Origin of the sequence: Proteus sp. G2609, from assembly GCF_963896135.1 — a bacterium.
GTDB classification, from domain to species: Bacteria; Pseudomonadota; Gammaproteobacteria; order Enterobacterales; family Enterobacteriaceae; genus Proteus; species Proteus mirabilis.
In genome coordinates this window covers 142,991-160,587 of record NZ_CAWQNB010000045.1, presented here as the reverse complement: position 1 = coordinate 160,587, position 17,597 = coordinate 142,991, and the positions used below count along the sequence as shown (strand labels likewise).

General features: G+C 38.4%; 15 protein-coding genes. 9 read left to right on the top strand and 6 right to left on the bottom strand.

Translation table 11 applies throughout. The annotated features are described in order from the left end of the window. The first annotated feature begins 132 nt into the window (after nucleotides 1-132). From AACV01_RS17455 to AACV01_RS17420, 8 genes are all read left to right on the top strand, one after another. Nucleotides 133-831 carry an N-acetylmannosamine-6-phosphate 2-epimerase gene (locus AACV01_RS17455; protein ID WP_004246683.1) on the top strand — a complete coding sequence of 233 codons (699 nt, stop codon included), beginning with the start codon at nucleotides 133-135 and terminating at the stop codon, nucleotides 829-831. Then, nucleotides 828-1,697 (top strand): N-acetylmannosamine kinase, encoded by an 870-nt coding sequence (gene nanK / locus AACV01_RS17450; RefSeq protein WP_004246685.1) that lies wholly within the window; start codon nucleotides 828-830, stop codon nucleotides 1,695-1,697. Before AACV01_RS17455 ends, nanK begins: the two co-directional genes overlap by 4 nt. A 51-nt stretch (nucleotides 1,698-1,748) precedes the next feature. Continuing rightward, nucleotides 1,749-3,239 (top strand): sodium:solute symporter, encoded by a 1,491-nt coding sequence (locus tag AACV01_RS17445; protein ID WP_004246686.1) that lies wholly within the window; start codon nucleotides 1,749-1,751, stop codon nucleotides 3,237-3,239. Nucleotides 3,240-3,252: 13 nt separating this feature from the next. Beyond that, nucleotides 3,253-3,726 carry an N-acetylneuraminate anomerase gene (nanQ, locus tag AACV01_RS17440; RefSeq protein WP_004246687.1) on the top strand — a complete coding sequence of 158 codons (474 nt, stop codon included), beginning with the start codon at nucleotides 3,253-3,255 and terminating at the stop codon, nucleotides 3,724-3,726. A gap of 180 nt (nucleotides 3,727-3,906) precedes the next feature. Next, nucleotides 3,907-4,794 carry a MurR/RpiR family transcriptional regulator gene (locus tag AACV01_RS17435; RefSeq protein WP_004246688.1) on the top strand — a complete coding sequence of 296 codons (888 nt, stop codon included), beginning with the start codon at nucleotides 3,907-3,909 and terminating at the stop codon, nucleotides 4,792-4,794. 173 nt (nucleotides 4,795-4,967) lie between these two features. Then, nucleotides 4,968-5,861, top strand: a complete 894-nt coding sequence (locus AACV01_RS17430; RefSeq protein WP_020946439.1) for a dihydrodipicolinate synthase family protein — start codon at nucleotides 4,968-4,970, stop codon at nucleotides 5,859-5,861. A 179-nt stretch (nucleotides 5,862-6,040) separates the two neighbouring features. After that, complete coding sequence (locus AACV01_RS17425; RefSeq protein WP_046335170.1) at nucleotides 6,041-6,736, top strand: hypothetical protein; 696 nt, start codon at nucleotides 6,041-6,043, stop codon at nucleotides 6,734-6,736. Nucleotides 6,737-6,897: 161 nt separating this feature from the next. After that, nucleotides 6,898-7,842, top strand: coding sequence for a DUF3427 domain-containing protein (locus tag AACV01_RS17420; RefSeq protein ID WP_017827142.1), 945 nt, complete (start codon nucleotides 6,898-6,900; stop codon nucleotides 7,840-7,842). A 104-nt stretch (nucleotides 7,843-7,946) separates the two neighbouring features. Here the strand turns inward: AACV01_RS17420 and AACV01_RS17415 are convergent, their stop codons facing one another. The 3 genes from AACV01_RS17415 to AACV01_RS17405 are packed head-to-tail and all read right to left on the bottom strand — an operon-like array spanning nucleotide 7,947 to nucleotide 10,781. Continuing rightward, nucleotides 7,947-8,660 carry an MgtC/SapB family protein gene (locus AACV01_RS17415; RefSeq protein ID WP_004246695.1) on the bottom strand — a complete coding sequence of 238 codons (714 nt, stop codon included), beginning with the start codon at nucleotides 8,658-8,660 and terminating at the stop codon, nucleotides 7,947-7,949. A 38-nt stretch (nucleotides 8,661-8,698) separates the two neighbouring features. Beyond that, entirely contained in the window at nucleotides 8,699-9,946 is a 1,248-nt protein-coding gene (locus AACV01_RS17410; RefSeq protein ID WP_017827141.1) for an MFS transporter, read from the bottom strand. Nucleotides 9,947-9,959: 13 nt separating this feature from the next. Further along, nucleotides 9,960-10,781: an MBL fold metallo-hydrolase gene (locus tag AACV01_RS17405; RefSeq protein WP_004249024.1), complete on the bottom strand. Its 822-nt coding sequence runs from the start codon at nucleotides 10,779-10,781 to the stop codon at nucleotides 9,960-9,962. A 344-nt stretch (nucleotides 10,782-11,125) separates the two neighbouring features. On the opposite strand from AACV01_RS17405, the gene AACV01_RS17400 reads away from it, so the two are divergent. Continuing rightward, nucleotides 11,126-13,327: an extracellular solute-binding protein gene (locus tag AACV01_RS17400; RefSeq protein ID WP_012368570.1), complete on the top strand. Its 2,202-nt coding sequence runs from the start codon at nucleotides 11,126-11,128 to the stop codon at nucleotides 13,325-13,327. 71 nt (nucleotides 13,328-13,398) lie between these two features. On the opposite strand, the gene AACV01_RS17395 is transcribed toward AACV01_RS17400, so the two are convergent. Genes AACV01_RS17395 through AACV01_RS17385 form a run of 3 tightly spaced genes read right to left on the bottom strand, consistent with a single transcriptional unit; the run spans nucleotide 13,399 to nucleotide 17,350 of the window. Next, nucleotides 13,399-14,298: a dimethyl sulfoxide reductase anchor subunit family protein gene (locus AACV01_RS17395; protein WP_004249026.1), complete on the bottom strand. Its 900-nt coding sequence runs from the start codon at nucleotides 14,296-14,298 to the stop codon at nucleotides 13,399-13,401. Continuing rightward, nucleotides 14,295-14,936 (bottom strand): DMSO/selenate family reductase complex B subunit, encoded by a 642-nt coding sequence (locus AACV01_RS17390; protein ID WP_004246705.1) that lies wholly within the window; start codon nucleotides 14,934-14,936, stop codon nucleotides 14,295-14,297. The genes AACV01_RS17395 and AACV01_RS17390 overlap by 4 nt, the downstream gene beginning before the upstream one ends. Further along, nucleotides 14,933-17,350, bottom strand: coding sequence for a DMSO/selenate family reductase complex A subunit (locus AACV01_RS17385; RefSeq protein ID WP_161682232.1), 2,418 nt, complete (start codon nucleotides 17,348-17,350; stop codon nucleotides 14,933-14,935). The genes AACV01_RS17390 and AACV01_RS17385 overlap by 4 nt, the downstream gene beginning before the upstream one ends. Between the last annotated feature and the right edge of the window lie 247 nt (nucleotides 17,351-17,597).

Sequence of the window (17,597 nt, the reverse complement as noted above, 5' to 3'; positions counted from 1 at the left end):
CATCATGTTATATCAATTTGGTCATTGTTTGATCTTCTTCACAGATCGTAGTTTTTCTGATTGAGAAATAAAACTCCGTAAAATAATATAATTCGGAGTTACATTTCAAAAAAAGAGAGCAGTGAGTTCAACATGGCACTAATTGAAAAGATGACTAAAGATATTCAACAAAAAGGTGGGTTAATTGTTTCTTGCCAACCTGTTGATAATAGTCCAATGGATAAACCTGACATTGTAGCCGCAATGGCTCAAGCAGCAGTAAATGCAGGTGCCGTCGCAGTACGTATTGAAGGAATTGATAATTTAAAAGCAACACGTCCTCTTATTGATGTGCCAATTATTGGGATTGTAAAACGTGATTTGCCTGATAGCCCTGTCAGGATCACGCCTTGGTTAAATGATATTGAAGCATTGGCTGCAGCTGGTGCTGATATTATCGCTTTTGATGGTACTGATCGCCTACGCCCAGTTCCCGTGAAAGCATTGCTAGAGCATGTTCATCGTTTAGGAAAACTAGCGATGGCAGATTGTGCCACTTTTAATGAAGGGATGTATTGTCATCAACTCGGTACCGAATTTATTGGCTCAACGATGTCAGGTTATACCGGTGGGGAAATACCAAAATTACCCGATCTTCAACTGGTGACCGCATTAGCAGAGCAAGGATGTCGAGTGATTGCGGAAGGACGTTATAACACACCAATGATGGCGGCAAGGGGTATGCAAGCGGGAGCTTGGGCTGTCACCGTTGGCTCTGCATTAACTCGTCTTGAACATGTCTGTGAGTGGTTTACTCAGGCATTAAAGTGGCAGCAGGAGTTAGATAGATGAATACATTAGCGATTGATATTGGAGGAACCAAAATCTCGGCAGCATTAATTAGCCGAGATAACCAATTGACACAACATCGACAAATAGCAACACCAGCAAGTCCATCTCCAACACAACTTTATGAAGCATTAGTTAGCATTATTACACCATTAAAAAACCATGCCGATAGTGTTGCCGTTGCATCAACAGGGATCATTTGTAATGGCATTTTAACCGCATTAAACCCCGATAATTTAGGTGGATTAAACGATTTTCCTTTAATGGAAACACTATCAACCCTTACCGGATCACCTTGTTGGTTACTTAATGATGCCCAAGCTGCCACATGGGCTGAGTATTATCATCGTCGTGACACTATATCTGATATGGCGTTTATTACGGTCTCAACCGGCGTTGGCGGAGGCATTGTTCAGCAAGGGCAGCTACTAATAGGAAAACGTGGTCTTGCAGGCCATTTAGGTCATACCTTAGCTGATCCTCGAGGCCCTCGTTGTGGATGTGGCCGCTATGGTTGTGTTGAAGCCATCGCATCGGGGCGTGCGATTGCCTCACAAGCTGAAGGAGAACTTGCTGGTAAAGATGCTAAGGCAATTTTCAGCGCTTTTCATCAGGGAAACTTACAGGCTACCACCATTATTAAACGCTCTGCCAACACCATAGCTAATTTGATCACAAATATTAAAGCTACAACAGATGCTGATTGTGTTGTGCTTGGTGGCAGTGTGGGGCTTGCTAACGGCTATCTCGAATTGGTTCAAGTTGCTATGGCACAACAACCATTAGCATTACAAGTGCCGATTGTATCAGCTCACTATCATCATGATGCTGGATTATGGGGCGCAGCCCTATGGTCTAGAGAGCAATAAAAAAACTGTCGTAAAACTTACCTTTTACCCTACATATGGCAGGACTAAAAAATGCAATTACATGATTTTGGTTTTATTAACTATGCAGTGCTGTTTGGCTATTTGGCAGCTATGTTACTCGTGGGTGTTTATTTTTCTAAACGTCAAAAAACTGCGGATGACTATTTCCGTGGTGGAGGGCGAGTTCCTGGGTGGGCCGCTGGAGTGTCTGTATTTGCGACCACATTAAGCTCGATTACATTTATGTCCATTCCTGCTAAAGCTTATACTTCTGATTGGACCTTTATTATTGGACAGTATTTAGCTATTGCAATTTTACCTTTAGTTTTTTATTTCTATATTCCTTTTTTTAGAAAATTAAAAATCACCTCCGCTTATGAATATCTAGAAGCTCGTTTTGATGTTCGTAGTCGTTTATTTGCTAGCCTTTCATTTATGTTATTCCATATTGGGCGTGTTGCTATTATTACTTATTTAACCGTACTAGCTTTACGTCCTTTTATGGGGATTGATCCGGTCGTGTTAATCGTATTAATAAGCTTATTATGCATTATTTATACTTGGATGGGGGGCATTGAAGGCGTTATTTGGACGGATGTTATTCAAGGTTTATTACTTTCTGGTGGTGCTGTACTGATCTTTATTATGATCTGTTTTAAAGTTGATGGTGGTATTAGCGAAATTTTTACTACTACAGCACAAGCAGATAAATTCTTTCCTACCACACAATGGCGCTGGAGTTGGACAGATAGCACTATTCCTGTATTAATGATTGGGTTTTTATTTGCCAATATTCAGCAATTTACTGCTAGTCAGGATGTTGTGCAGCGCTATATCGTTACCGATTCTATTAAAGAAACTAAACGTACATTGATAACTAACGCTAAATTAGTGGCTATTATTCCTATTTTCTTTTTTGCCATCGGCTCTGCATTGTTTGTTTACTACCAACAAAACCCAAGCTTATTACCCGCAGGATTTAATACGGGGGGAATTTTGCCACTATTTATCGTGACGGAAATGCCTATCGGTATTGCAGGGTTAATTATTGCAGCTATTTTTGCTGCTGCACAATCAAGTATTTCTAGTAGTTTAAATAGTATTTCAAGTTGCTTTAATTCTGATATTTATACTCGTCTTAGTAAATCATCCCCTAGTCCTGAACAAAAAATGAAAGTCGCAAAGTTAGTTATTATTGTGGCAGGGATATTCAGTAGTTTAGCGGCAATTTGGTTAGTTTTATCCGATGAAGCTGAAATTTGGGATGCATTTAATAGCCTTATAGGTCTTATGGGAGGACCAATGACAGGCCTATTTATGTTGGGAATTTTTGTAAAACGTGCTAATGCCGGTAGCGCCGTTGTTGGGATCATCGTGAGTATTATTGCAGTATTGGCTGCACGTTATGGCAGTGATCTTAACTTCTTCTTCTATGGAGTCATTGGTTCAATGTCAGTGGTGATTGCAGGAACCATTACGGCACCACTTTTCGCACCAGCAAAACAGCTTTCCTTAGATGACAGTGAAACATCAGAGAACTAAGAAGGAATAATCTATGTTATTTGGACATTTATCTGATTTGGCGACTATGCCAGAAATGAATCCAGCGTTACGTCATGCAATGGAAAAAGCATTAGCCCTTGATCCCGCGTCACTCGCACCGGGCAGCTATAAAATTGATGGTGAGACGTTGTTTATGAATGTTATGACTTTTGAAACCGTGCCTCGTGAGCAAAAACAAGCCGAATTGCATCAGCGTTATATCGATATTCAGATCTTACTATCAGGTGAAGAGACAATTGATTTTGGAATACAAGGTTCGGCACAAGATGTGACACCTTATAATGAAACGGATGATTATCAGTTGACTGATAACATCATACATCGTCAAACATTATCCCTTACACCAAATATGTTCGCCATTTTTATGCCTTATGAGCCACATAAGCCAGGTATTGCGCAGAAAAATGAGGCCAGTACATTAAAGAAAGTGGTTATTAAACTAGATGTTGCCGCGTTAACTCACTAATCATTATTATTTAATAAAACGCTTTATTTCTCATGTATCAGTTAGTTGGAGTTTGAGAATAAGGCGTTTTGTTATTATCACATTATTGTCTTAACAAGGCTTTTTTTAACCTGTTGGAATTGGTACTCTTGTGGGCAAAATTCTATTCTCGTGTATTTGCTGCAAGCAAGGATAATGTCCATGACAGAACAGGCAACAACTCGATTAAAGCCGGGTAAAATACTTGATACGCTAGGCGCTATGAAAAATAGCTTAACTCGTGTATCGCAACGTATTGCAGACTATATCCTGTTCCATCCTACGGAAGTGACTCAGTTGTCTATTGCCCAACTCTCTCAAGCAACCAAAGCAGGTGAAGCGACGGTTGTCCGCTTTTGTCGGACATTGGGTTATAAAGGTTTTCAAGACTTTAAAATGGATTTGGCGATTGAAATGGCAACATCAGATAATGATGAATCGCCAATCCTTGATGCAGAAGTCAGTCACCAAGATGATATCCACACTATTGGCCTAAAATTGCAAGCAACAATAAATAATGTGTTATCAGAAACATTAAATTTACTCGATATGCAGCAAGTGCAAGGGGCGGTCAATGCACTATTATCAGCAAACTATGTTTTTATCTGCGGCGTTGGCTCTTCGGGGATCACTGCGGAAGATCTGAAAAATAAACTTATGCGTATTGGTTATCGTGTTGATGCCGTAACTAATAACCACTTTATGTATATGCAAGCCTCATTATTAAAATCTGGTGATGTCGCTATCGGTATTAGTCATTCGGGTAATTCATTAGAAACGGTTCATGCATTGAAATTGGCTAAAGAAGCGGGCGCAAGCACGATTGCATTGACGCATAATTTAGGCTCACAAATTATGGAATATGCAGATCATCATTTAATTAATGGTAATCGACAAGGGAAATTACAAGGCGATTCTATTGGCACAAAAACAGCACAACTTTTTGTTTTAGATTTGCTTTATACCTTGTTAGTTCAGGCTAAGCCTGAAACAGTAAAAGAGCAGAAATTACGTACTCTCAATGCGTTAAAACAGACGCATTCAGCATAAGTTTATTGCTATTTTAAAGCATCTTGAGCAGAAAGTAGCTAAAGATCACAGTTTTACCTTTCTCTTTCCTTCAGGGCTATTTTCGTTATTGCGTTATGACTAGTCGCTCTCTAATATAGAGTTAAACTCCATAAGTTAATTAATAAAGAAATTAATCTCCATAGGAAGTGATCATGAACAAACTCTCTGGACTGATTGCCGCGCCTCATACTCCTTTTGCTGCGGACGGTAGTGTTAATTACCCTGTTATTGATGATATTGCTAAGCACCTAATTGCGACTGGGGTAACAGGGGCTTATGTCTTAGGTACTACTGGTGAAGGTATACATTGCTCGGTTGAAGAGCGTAAAAAAGTCGCTGAACGTTGGGTTACAGCGAGTCAGGGACAACTTGATCTTATTATTCATACTGGTGCATTAAGTATTGCTGATACGTTAGAACTTGCTCGTCATGCTGACACATTAGATATTAAAGCCACATCAGTGATTGGCCCTTGCTTCTTTAAACCTAGTCATGTTGATGATTTAGTAGAATATTGTCGTTTAGCAGCGGCAAGTGCACCCTCAAAAGGTTTCTACTATTATCATTCCACCATGTCAGGATTAAGCATTGATATGGAAAAGTTTTTACAAGCAGCAGGTAAAGTGATCCCCAATTTATCTGGCATGAAATTTAACTCCCCTGATATGTATGAATTTCAGCGTTGCTTACGAGTAGAGGGAGGTAAATATGATATTCCATTTGGCGTTGATGAATTTATTCCGGCAGGATTAGCTTGCGGTGCGTTAAGCGCTGTAGGTAGCACATATAACTACGCTGCACCGTTATATCTTGAGTTAATTGAGAAATTTAATCAGGGTGATCACCAAGGAGTGGCAGATTGCATGGATAAAGTTATCGCTATTATTCGAGTTTTAGTCGAATACGGTGGCGTTGCTGCAGGCAAAGTAGCAATGCAATTGCATGGTATTGATGTTGGCGCTCCTCGTCGTCCTTTACGCCCACTGACAGCTGAACAAAAAGCAGATGCATTGGCGAAATTTAAGGCGGCAAATTTCTTATCATAAATTGCGTTTTGCTTAGAGCATAACATTGTAGATAAACCTATCCTTTAACATCTCCCCCCATTGGATGTGACAGTGGCTTTCTCTTGAGAGCCACTTTTTTATTATCTACTTTATGACTTGATTTTAAGTACCATTCAATTCAATGTACTAATAACAATCTTCGTTACCGAGGTTTATCGATGGCCTATTCATTTTTAACCCAAGCAACAGTTAAAAAATTATCGCGCAATGAAAAGTGGTTACAACAGATTAATAATGAAGATATTATCGATTTGAGTTTAAATGCGGGGCAGCTCATTATTGATAAACCAAAGGTGGATGAGAATTTTATCCCTTTTAGCCAACAATTAGATGTTTATTGTCAGCAAATTGCTCAGCAATTTCCTTTTATAGCGGTGACTCCACAATTACAACTTCATTGCACTTTGTTGACCATTTTTAATCAACCTATAGCGTTATTTGAGCCTCAGAAATTAATGTTATTGGCTTGGTGTCAAAAAATAACGAATATCTTTAATAAGATAGGAAAGATTGAGATCCTATTTAATGATATTATTTTAACGACTAATGGAAGCGTGATATTAATAGGTGTATCAAAAACATTAACGCAGTTTAGACAACAGGTTTACCAGCAAATCCCCATTGATCATCATCTGCATAAAAATATTATTCACATTACGCTTGGTCGCTTACAAGAAAGCGTGTCATCAGAAAAAATAACACCACTTTTTCAATTTTTAGCACATAATCGATTATCACTTCCAATCAATATTAAAACCAGCATTAACTATCCTAAATTTGTGGTGAGCAAAGGCTCACTATCATCTGAAATATTGTTGAATAAGATGATAGAGTTTAATCAACAGTGCTTCTAGAGAGCTTGGTATCTTGTATACAAGATTGTGTGATTTAACTTTGATGATGTTGAAATCATAATATATCTAAATTTTCTATAAATGTTTGCTGTCTTATTTGGATAAATAATAGTTTTTAGCTAATATAATTAGCTATGTAATTTAGCGAATAAGGCCTTATGATGAAACGGAAAGATGAAGAATTTAATTACACTAATCTAATTGTTGGAAATTCATATAGTAAAAATGAAGCTTTAGTAACAGCTAATGTAGAACCACTAAAAAATAATAAAGAGATAACAGGAATTACAAGTTTTAAAAATTGTATTGTTCTATTTGTGACTTTAGATAAAAGAAGCAAAGAAGATAGCCATAAATACAATGATGTATTTGTTGATAACGGTAAGAAATTTCATTGGGAATCACAAAATAAGAATACAACGGAAACTTCTCATATAAAAAGAATACTTACTGGTGAGACCGTTATTTTATTTGTTCGAATACATGAAAAAATTAAAAGTAGAAGTCAACCTTTTATTTATGTTGGTCGACTATCTTATATAGAATATAACAGTAACAGACCGGTTCAAGTTTTATATAATGTGCTTGATTATCAGGAGAAACCTAATAAAGAACTAAGTGCCATTTATGCTTGGGAAAAAATAGAGACTTTAGATCTTGATAACAACTTACCTTTGATATTGAAAAAAGAAAAAACAAGCTATCAAGGTCGAGTTACTGACATTAAAAAGAGAAAGGCAATAGAGCTGTATGCAATGAATAAAGCAAAAGAAGATTATAAAAAACAAGGTTTTAAAGTAATTGATACTTCTTCTAATAGTCCTTATGATTTAGAATGCCATAAAAATAATACATTTAGGCGTGTCGAGGTTAAAGGTACGACGACAGAAGGTGATGCGGTTTATGTTACTCGTAATGAGGTTTTATCCGCTCATTCAGCCGAGTGTGAAACTGATTTATATATTGTAAATAACATAGATATTTTTCTACAAAAAGATGGTAATTATTATGCTAATGGTGGTTTAGTTAATATTATTAAAAACTGGAAACCAGAAGAAAAATGTTTAGAAGCGACAGTCTATCGTTACCACCTTAGTAAAAGATAGTTTATGGATAAAATACGGACAACATAAATTAATACGCAAATAGATAAGTAAAATAAAAATGGTGTTGTCATTTAAATTAAAGTGCACTTTTGCTTTTAAATACACTAGTGATCTAGCGAAACAGAATGTACATGCTGTAATTGTTTTAATGAGCAATAAAACTCTGGTAAGGTTATTTTTTGTCGCACAAGTAGTTTTAAGTTAACTTCAACGCGCTCCTTTTTAATATCACGAATAGTCAGGTTTTCAATAACGTTTTTATTGCTTTTTAAATAGTCAATTAAAAGAGGAACACCACTTTCATGAGTAAATAGCATTCGCACTTTAATTTTACCTAAGCGTTGATTATTCATTTGAAACAGCACTACTTGTGGGCTCAGTTTAATAGCCATAAAAAAGAGGAAAGTCACAACGATAGCATGCCAATAAAAGCCGGAGCCACAGGCGATACCCACTCCCGCAGATGCCCAAACAATGGCCGCAGTCGTTAATCCTGAAATGGCATCATCTCGTCGATGTAAAATAACACCAGCGCCCAGAAAGCCGACCCCACTGATAATTTGTGCAGCTAACCGCATGGGATCACTGCGAATATTGTCAGAAATATTGGCGTAATATTCGGCTGATTGAATAGAGACAATGGTTAATAAACAACTGGCAACAGCAATAATGACACAAGTTTTAAAACCAACTGGTTTTCCCTTTGATTCACGCTCTAAGCCAATAAGACCGCCTAAGATAAAGGCGGCCAGTAATTTAGCAATACTTGATAGTGATAATGGGCCAATAGTGTCAACAAACTGTATTAATGCATCCATGGTTTGCTCCTGACGTTGGCTTATTTTTTATTTTAAAATTAAGGTGCTGTAATTCCTTGTGATGTTTCTTTATTTTCACTATTTCTTTTTTTAGAAACATCATCTTTAAAGAAGAAAATAAAGAATAGGGTTACCACCGCCGCTACAATGGCAGGATAGACCCAGAATGTTGACCATTGTGGTAATGCTGCATCACCTGTTTCAGTTACGGTTGTGTTAAAGATTTGACCACAAATAGTGGAAGCAAATAGTAAGCCGAAACCATTAGAGACAATAAAGCGCAGACCTTGTGCTTGTGCACGAATTTCAGGTTTTGCTTTGCGATCGACATAGATATCTCCTGCAGTAAAGAAGAAATCCCAACATAATCCCTGTAGCATTAATCCGATGACGATAAAGTAAAGCTCTGTATTTACTGCAGCATAAGAGAAAAACATAGAGCGTATGATCCAGCTCACGGCTCCTAGCAGTAGTGTAATTTTGAAGCCAAATTTCATTAGGAAGAATGACAAAACAAACATAAACAGAACTTCGCAAGCGATCCCTATTTGCATAATAGAAGCCGCATTATCAAAGCCTAATGCTTTAATAAAGACAGGAATATAAGCAGAATAAGCTGTTTTGGGGATCATTAAAATAAAGATGCTAAACATCAAAATAGCAAAGTAGCGATCTTTAAATAAAGACAATGCATCTAAACATAAAATATCGCGTAGTGAGAAAGGCTGGCCTTTCGCTTTAGGTGGCGTATTAGGTAATGTAAAACAATAGAAACCGAGTAATACACCAACTGCAGAAGCGATATACCAAGTCATTGTGCTACCAGAGAAGCCCATTTCACCTAATATAAAACCAATTGCCATAAAACCAAACGTACCAAATACGCGAATAATTGGGAAATATTTAACCCCATTAATATGGGAGAAACTAATGCTATTAGATAGCGCAGTGGTTGGATAAAACAATAAGCCAATAATAAAAATTAAAAATAATGTCATGCCACTGTTTTGAGCTTCAATAAATTGGGGAACACAGAGAATAACGACGGCATTAATTAAATGAAGTATCCCCATGACTTTTTGTGAAGCAAAGAAACGATCTGCGACCATACCAATAAATAAGGGGGAGATAATTGTCGCGACACCTAATAAGGCATAAGCATTGCCGATGATGCTTGCCATACCATAACTACTTAATACGAGTCCCATGGTCATATTCCATGCTCCTTGCATGAAATATTGCACAAACATCATAATAAGTAGGCGAGAAGTTATTTTCATATCCATTGTTGTACCCCTCTTAATTGGTTTCTAACGTTAATCCGTCGTAGGCAACACGGATATGATGAGGAGCACAAACCGTTTCTAATTCATGATGCAGTAATTTACCGCTATGTGAGATATGCGAAACGACAATCTGTGTAGCTTGATGTAAACAGCCTTGTTGTTGCAGTTTTTCTTTGGCGGCAAAAACCGTTTCTAAGCTCATATGATTATCTGTACGATCTTTTCCATTTAAGCCATAAGTGCACTCAAAAACAACAATATCAAGCGGTTTGTTTTCTAACCATTGCCAAGTTAACTCTGGGAACCAACCCGAATCGTGGCCATAGAAAATAGCTTTGCCATCTTTCTCAATATGATACACATAACAAAGTTCCCATTTCGCATGATTAGCAAGTAGCGGCGTAATTTTATAACCATTTCTTTCGACCGTAACGAAAGGGATTAAACAATGAAATGCAAATCGCTCTTTCGTATAACCTGGTAATACTTCAATACAGCCATTGATAGCGCGATCGTTACCGAAAATATGTAAAGGATGGTTAATTTCAAAACCATAGCCTTCCATTCTGCTAAATAGTTCACCAACATTAAAATGATCAGGATGAGTATGGGTAAATAGCAAACTTTCAAAATGTGTTGCGTCCATACCATCACGCATCAGTTGGTAACTAAAAGTGGGGGAGACATCGATCAACATAATGTCATCCACAATAGCAGAAGAGTGCGTTCTAATATCTTTACCGGCTAATTTTCTTGCTTTCAGACAGTGTTCACAACGGCAGAAGGGATTCGGTATGCCTTCTGAGGCAGCCGTCCCTAAAAAATGAAGCTTCATAATAAATCCCCTTATCTTATTGTTTATTAGTATTTTATTAATTTTCTGGTGTTGGCTATTTGTAGGTTACAAATAAATTTGAACGTTCCAATAATAAAATGACATGTGTTATTTGCCAATAAATGAAGATCAGATCAGTGATCTTATTCAAATATTATTTACTAATATATTGATTAGTATATATATTTATTTTAAATGGTATTGATAATTATTTATTATCTTTAATTTTTAATAGATTGATTTATCAGCTAATTGTGAGTGGAACGTTCAAATCAATTATCAGTAGTCGTGATAAATAATTCAGGTATGCTAGTGAAGGTGGAAATAGAGGTGAAAGAAGAGAAATGGCGACGATCAAGGACATTGCAAAACTAGCGGGTGTTTCGCATGGTACGGTATCTAACGTATTGAATAAACGTGGAAATGTAAGTGTTGAAAAAATTGAAGCAGTCTATCAAGCTGCTAAACAGATGGGCTATCAATTAAATACACAAGCCCAACTACTAAGAACCAATAGAAGCCATAAAATTGCGATCTTATTACCCCAACTGGTTTCTGAAAAATATGCGATCTTCTTTAATGCTTTTAGACAGTCGATCGTTAATTTTCCAGAGATCAGCTACGATCTTTTTTTAACAGATCTTCTTGAGACCACTGAGCGTGATCTACTACAAAAAATTGCTGCAGGTGGCTATAAGCAAGTAGTCACCGTAAGTTGTCTTAAAGATGCTAAATACTATTTTGACACGTTAAAACTTCCACCTTCACAAATTATCTTTATTTATCACAAACCCCTCAATGCACAACGTTTTTTTACGTTAGATTTTGCACAAGCGGCGGAGTCAATTTGCCAGCAAGTGGCACAAACAGCTGGCAAGGTAGTGGGGATTTTTGGCGATAATCAAGATGAATTAAATAGTCAGGTTTTTGCTAATCAATTGCAAATACGGCTTTCTCAAACTGCACCCGATAAAAAATGTGTCATACTTAGCGCTTCTGATGAAGAGAGTTATAAAATTGCTTTTGACTTCTTTTCTATGGAGCCAGTCCCCGATATCTTTGTCACACAAGATATTGAGAAAGCTCGCTATTTAACACAAGCAAGCTATTTTGGCAGTTCTTCAGATTGTCCTATTATCTTTGCTCTAAGTGATAATATTCCACCGGTAATAAAAGGGTTATATTGTTTTCCAATGAACTATGCTCAGCTTGGTTTGGAAGTCGCTGAGGCACTATTAATCGCAGAGCCGCATGAGTACAAAAATAATAATGTATCTGTCGCAAATCGAAGTTCATATCTGTATACGGCAACACCAGCAGTAATGAGTGATGATAAATCACAAATTAGTCTTAATTTACTAACGTTGCCAAGCCCTTCAACAACGGCATTAAAAAAACTACTTCCTCATTTTTATCGTCAAACTGGTATCAAGGTGAATTTAGCTATTCATCCTTATGATGAAGTCTATCAAATTTTAAGCCAACTTCATTTACACCCTTATTATGATCTGTTGCGTATTGATATGGCGTGTTTTCCATGGTTTGCTGAGCGAATATTGCGACCATTAGATAAAATTGGTGATGGATTAACTGATTTATTGAGTCACTTTTCCTTACCTACGCAACAAAAATTTGGTTTGGTTAATGATGTCGCTTATGCAATGCCGTTCGATGCTAGCGCTCAATTACTGTTTTATCGTAAAGATCTGTTTGAAGATACTATTTTAAAAAGAATGTATTACGAAAAAACAGGTAATGAATTAACTGTGCCGACAACCTTTGAAGAGTACGATAATGTGACTCAGTTTTTTACTGAGTTGCATCAAGCCGGACAAGCTCATTGTCCGATGGGAGCTTCAACCACATTAGGAAGTGCGGGATTAATCGCAACTGAATACTTATTACGTTATTACGCTAAAGGTGGGCGTTTAATCGGTAGTGATAATATTCCGCGCTTAGCGATGCCCTTGGCCGCTGAGGTATTAGCAGATTATTTGCATCAGTTGTCGATCACCGAAAATATCAACCATAAATGGTGGAGTGGCTCGGTCAGACAATTTGAGCAAGGTCATCTGGCAATGCTTATCTCTTATATGAATTTATTTAATGATGTCGCACATAGCGATATTTTACCTAAAATTGGTTTTGCTCCCGTTCCGGGTGGTGTACCACAATTAGGGGGTGGGGTACTTGGGGTGTCGCGTTACAGTAGAAAATCATCTTACGCTGAACTGTTTTATCGTTGGCTTTATTCTCCTGTTGTGATGGATCACTTAATTTTATTGGGTGGAAATAGTAACCATGAAAATTTTAGTCATAACCAAGAAATTAGCCACCGTTATCCATGGATGACACTAGCTTATCAGGAAATTAATCAAGGAATACGAGAATCATCAGTGCCGAATGGTAAATTATTTAACTTAAGGCAAGCTGAGATTATTATTGGTCAGGGTATTACTAATGTGATTAATCATATTATGACAATAGAAGAAACGATTGATTATATTAATCAACGTCTGTTGATTGATACTCAGGGTGAACGATGATCTTTGATAAAAAATCAGGGGCTAATAATTCCCCTGATAATTGTCATCTTCAATAACTGGCTGATCGTGATTTAGTGAATTGAATAAAACACATAACGCAAAGCAAATTCTGCAATAATTGCCATGATACCGCCATAGACAAAAATGGACTCCGTTGATTTTTGCTGAGTTTGGCCCATCAAATATTTTACTAAACTATAGCCACACACCAATACAGCCAAAGTTGCTAAGATCCAACTGGTCATACGTAATGGGCCAATGGAGTAATAAACTTCAATAGGTGATAACGGAAAGGTTACCGATGTTTGGCTATAGAGCGTACGAGTTAAATAGTGTTCATAAAAAGGTTGATAGAGTAATCGGCCAATTAAACTAAATGCCATGATCCCCCACAATTGCCATTTCCAACGGATAGGGAAAGGGGCTGATGGTATTTCTATCCCTAATTTATTGCCTATACGCTGCAATATCTTTAGCAGCAAAAAGAATATTGTTGCCCCTAATGTGAGCATCGCGCCAAAAAACATCACATAAGTGTTGTTATCCATCCATGTTAAAATGGAAGTATGGCGATAAATGGATGCCATGCAATAAATGTCAAACAGACCAATCAGAAGGCTTGCACCAAATAGTAGCATCGAAAATTTACCGGTACGCCATAGCCATAAAAAGGTGATCCCTAAACATCCTACAAAAATGGCAGTGACAGCAACTTCGCGACTTAACCAAGCTGAAAAGACATTTCTAATGGCATTCGGAGCATTTAACGGCACGCCTAAGTGAGTAATGGAGGCAATAGAGCCTAAACCGGCTAATCCACAAATCACCAATAAGGTTAGTAACATAAAGCGATAATAGCTTTCAGCACTGAGATAATGTGCAAGACGGCGTGCAAAAAGGCCTGTTATGAGTGTTAAGCCAATAGTGGCATTCATCATAAAGGTGAAAATCAATAATGACCATTCATTCATTTTATTTCTCCTTTATTATTTATAGTGTCATTATTTGCCCCTTGGTGAGGGTTGATCACTAGGTTTGGATGAGTTATTTCAGGAGAAGGCAAACCAGTGACATAATTAACTTCACCATAGCGTTCACGTAGTTCATCAATTGGACCAAATTGAATGGCCCCAAGTGGGCAGGTCGCAACGCAAACAGGCTGTTCACCTTTTTGTTGTAAGTCGATACAAAAATCGCATTTTGACATCTGCTTGGTTTCAGGATCCATTTGCGGTGCGCCATAAGGACAAGACCACGCACAGGCGCCACAACCAACACATTTGTCAGTATCTACCATCACAATGCCATCACCTTCGCGTTTATGCATCGCGGTAGTTGGGCAGTTTTTAACACAAATGGGATCATCGCAATGATTGCAAGAGATAGATAAAGTGTAAGCAAAGACATTATTAATTAATGCACCGTTAGTATTACGGCTATAACCACCACCAGTGATTTCATATACACGGCGAAATTTGCGGCCAACATCGAGGTTATTTTTATCTTTACAAGCAACCTGACACGCCTTGCAGCCCGAACAGCGAGCACTGTCGATATAAAACCCTAGCTGTTTACTGCTTACTGCGGGATAAACGATAAATTTACTCATGCTTTTACTACCTCGACCAATAAAGTTTGGTGAGCATTACCGTGTGCCATTGCGGTGCTACGGGATGAGGTTAAGACGTTGGCACATCCCCCTTGATCGATACCTTGTTTATCTGGTTGCCACCAAGCACCTGCTTGTAAGGCAACGACACCAGGCATAATGCGTTGTGTGAGTTTGACGGGAACTAAGGTGATCCCACGGTCGTTATAGACTTTGACTTTATCGCCTTGTTTGATATTTCTATCTTCGGCATCTAATGGGTTGATCCATAATTCTTGACGTTGTACTTCTTGCAGCCAAGGATTAGCAAATTGTGTTGAGTTTGCGCGGTTACGTCCTTTCCACGTGATGAGTTGTAGTGGAAATTTATCTGTTAACGTATCTTCGGGCCCTTCAATGGCAGGCACATAATGAGAAAGTGCGGGGATCTCGCTATTCTTCATCTCATATAAGCGTTTAGAGAAGATCTCAATTTTTCCTGATGGGGTTGGAAATGGATTATTTTCTATATCTTGAATATTTTTCTCAAACGCAACATTTTGGGTATGAGGGCGATGTTTTAGCAGATGACGACGTTTAACCAATAATTCATCAAAGGTAGGAATACCATCTTCAGGACGTTTAATACTGGCATCATTGACTAAATATTCAATCCAGTCGCGATCAGTGGCTTTACCTTCGCTAAATTGTTCACCGACCCCCAGTTTATCAGCCACTTCACGTAACCAATCGTAGTCGGTACGACGTTCAAACTCTGGCTCTATCACTTTTTCGGACAGAATAATATAATCGCCATAACTCCATGTGCCTCCAATATTCCAGCGCTCTAAAAAGCTGGTTTCAGGCAGTAAGATATCCGCATATTTGGCGCTAGGTGTTAAATAGAGGTCGCTACAGACGATAAATTCAACTTTTGATTCATCTTCAAGCACTTTAGCGGCATGAAGAATATCGGTATTTTGATTCACCATATAATTACCCGCCATTGAGAAAATCATCTTGATTTCAGTATCAAGTTTCTCGGCATTGAGTAAGCCATTTTGTGGTGTGACCAAATTTTTATCTTCACACGCTTGCACCCAATTGGTGATATTGATTTTTGCTTTAACGGGATTGGTCAATAAACTTGGGCCGGCAATGGTTTTACGTAACTCAGAGTTTAATGCCATGCCATAGCCTGCCGCCCAGCCACCGCGTACACCAACGTTGCCGGTAATAGTCGCTAACAGTGTCGCACCGCGTGCCGTCCGTTCACCACAAATATGACGTTGTGGTCCCCAACCTTGGATTAATGCTGCCGGTTTTGTAGAAGCATATTCACGGGCTAATTGACGAATAGTATCTGCGGGTACTTTAGTGATAGGCTCCGCCCATTCAGGGGTTTTCTTGATCCCGTCTTTTTTCCCCATTAAATAGGCAACTAAAGACTCATTTTCATCAACGCCTTCTGGCATCTGATGCTCATCGAAACCAAGGGTGTATTTGTCGATAAAGGCCTGATCATGCAGGTTTTCACTGACAATGACATACATCATGGCATCCATCATCGCGTTATCAGTGGTCGGTAACAGCGGGATCCACTGGTCAGCTAAAGAAGAAGCAGTATCGGAATAACGTGGATCAACGACAATAAATTTAGTGCCGTTTTTTTTCATTTTTTGGAAGTAATGATTGGAATGCCCAAAAATAGTTTCATTAGGATTATGTCCCCATAGAATAACTAAAGGGGTATTTGCTAATGTATCTAATGTACTTCCGCTAGCGGCTGTACCGTAAGTATAAGGGGTAACGGCAAGGGTGTTACCATTACTCACGGAGTGATAATTCTCCAGAAAGCCACCGGTTAGGTTAAACAGACGGCGTAGCATATTAGCACCAGAAAAAATGCCACCAGTCACCCCGGTGCTTAAACTGACAAAACGTGAGGCAGGGCCATATTGCTTGGTAATACGTTGCATATTTTGTGCAATAAGCGTCGTAGCTTCTTCCCAAGTGATGCGCTCAAATCGACCTTCACCACGCTTACCTACTCGCTTCATGGGATATTTTAATCGATCAGGATGATAGACAAATTTACGATAACCACGGCCCCGTACACAGGCTCGCATGATAGGCATCTCTTCATCTAAATCGGCGTCAGGTCGAGTGCTAATACGTGTCACTTTGCCATCTTTAACGTGCGCGCGAATATCACATTTTCCGCCACAGTCAAAACTACTACAGGTAGAGACAACACGCTCACTCTCTTTGGCGTCAATCGTTTTTTCAGTTATTGCATGATCTTGTGTTGCCGCCATCGTGTTGGAGGAAAAAAAGGGCAGTGTGACTAATGCCGAACTCGCTTGAATAAAATGGCGGCGACTTATATCACCGGAAATTGGCTTAATACTATGATGATCGGACTGATTGCTCATATAAATGCTACCTTAGACATAATAAGCGGAAGCCAATTTACCCGATACTTGATATAAAGATGTGTATGCGTTTTCTAGACTATTGATATGGGGATATCTGGTTTCCGCTGCATTATTATTGAATGCATACCGCGTTGCAGAGCGCCTGAAACAACCTCTGCAAGAGGGATAGTAGAGGATTAATCACTTTCCAACATGCCAAGATCAGACAATGACATTAGAATTTCGGCCTATTTATTGACAGTGT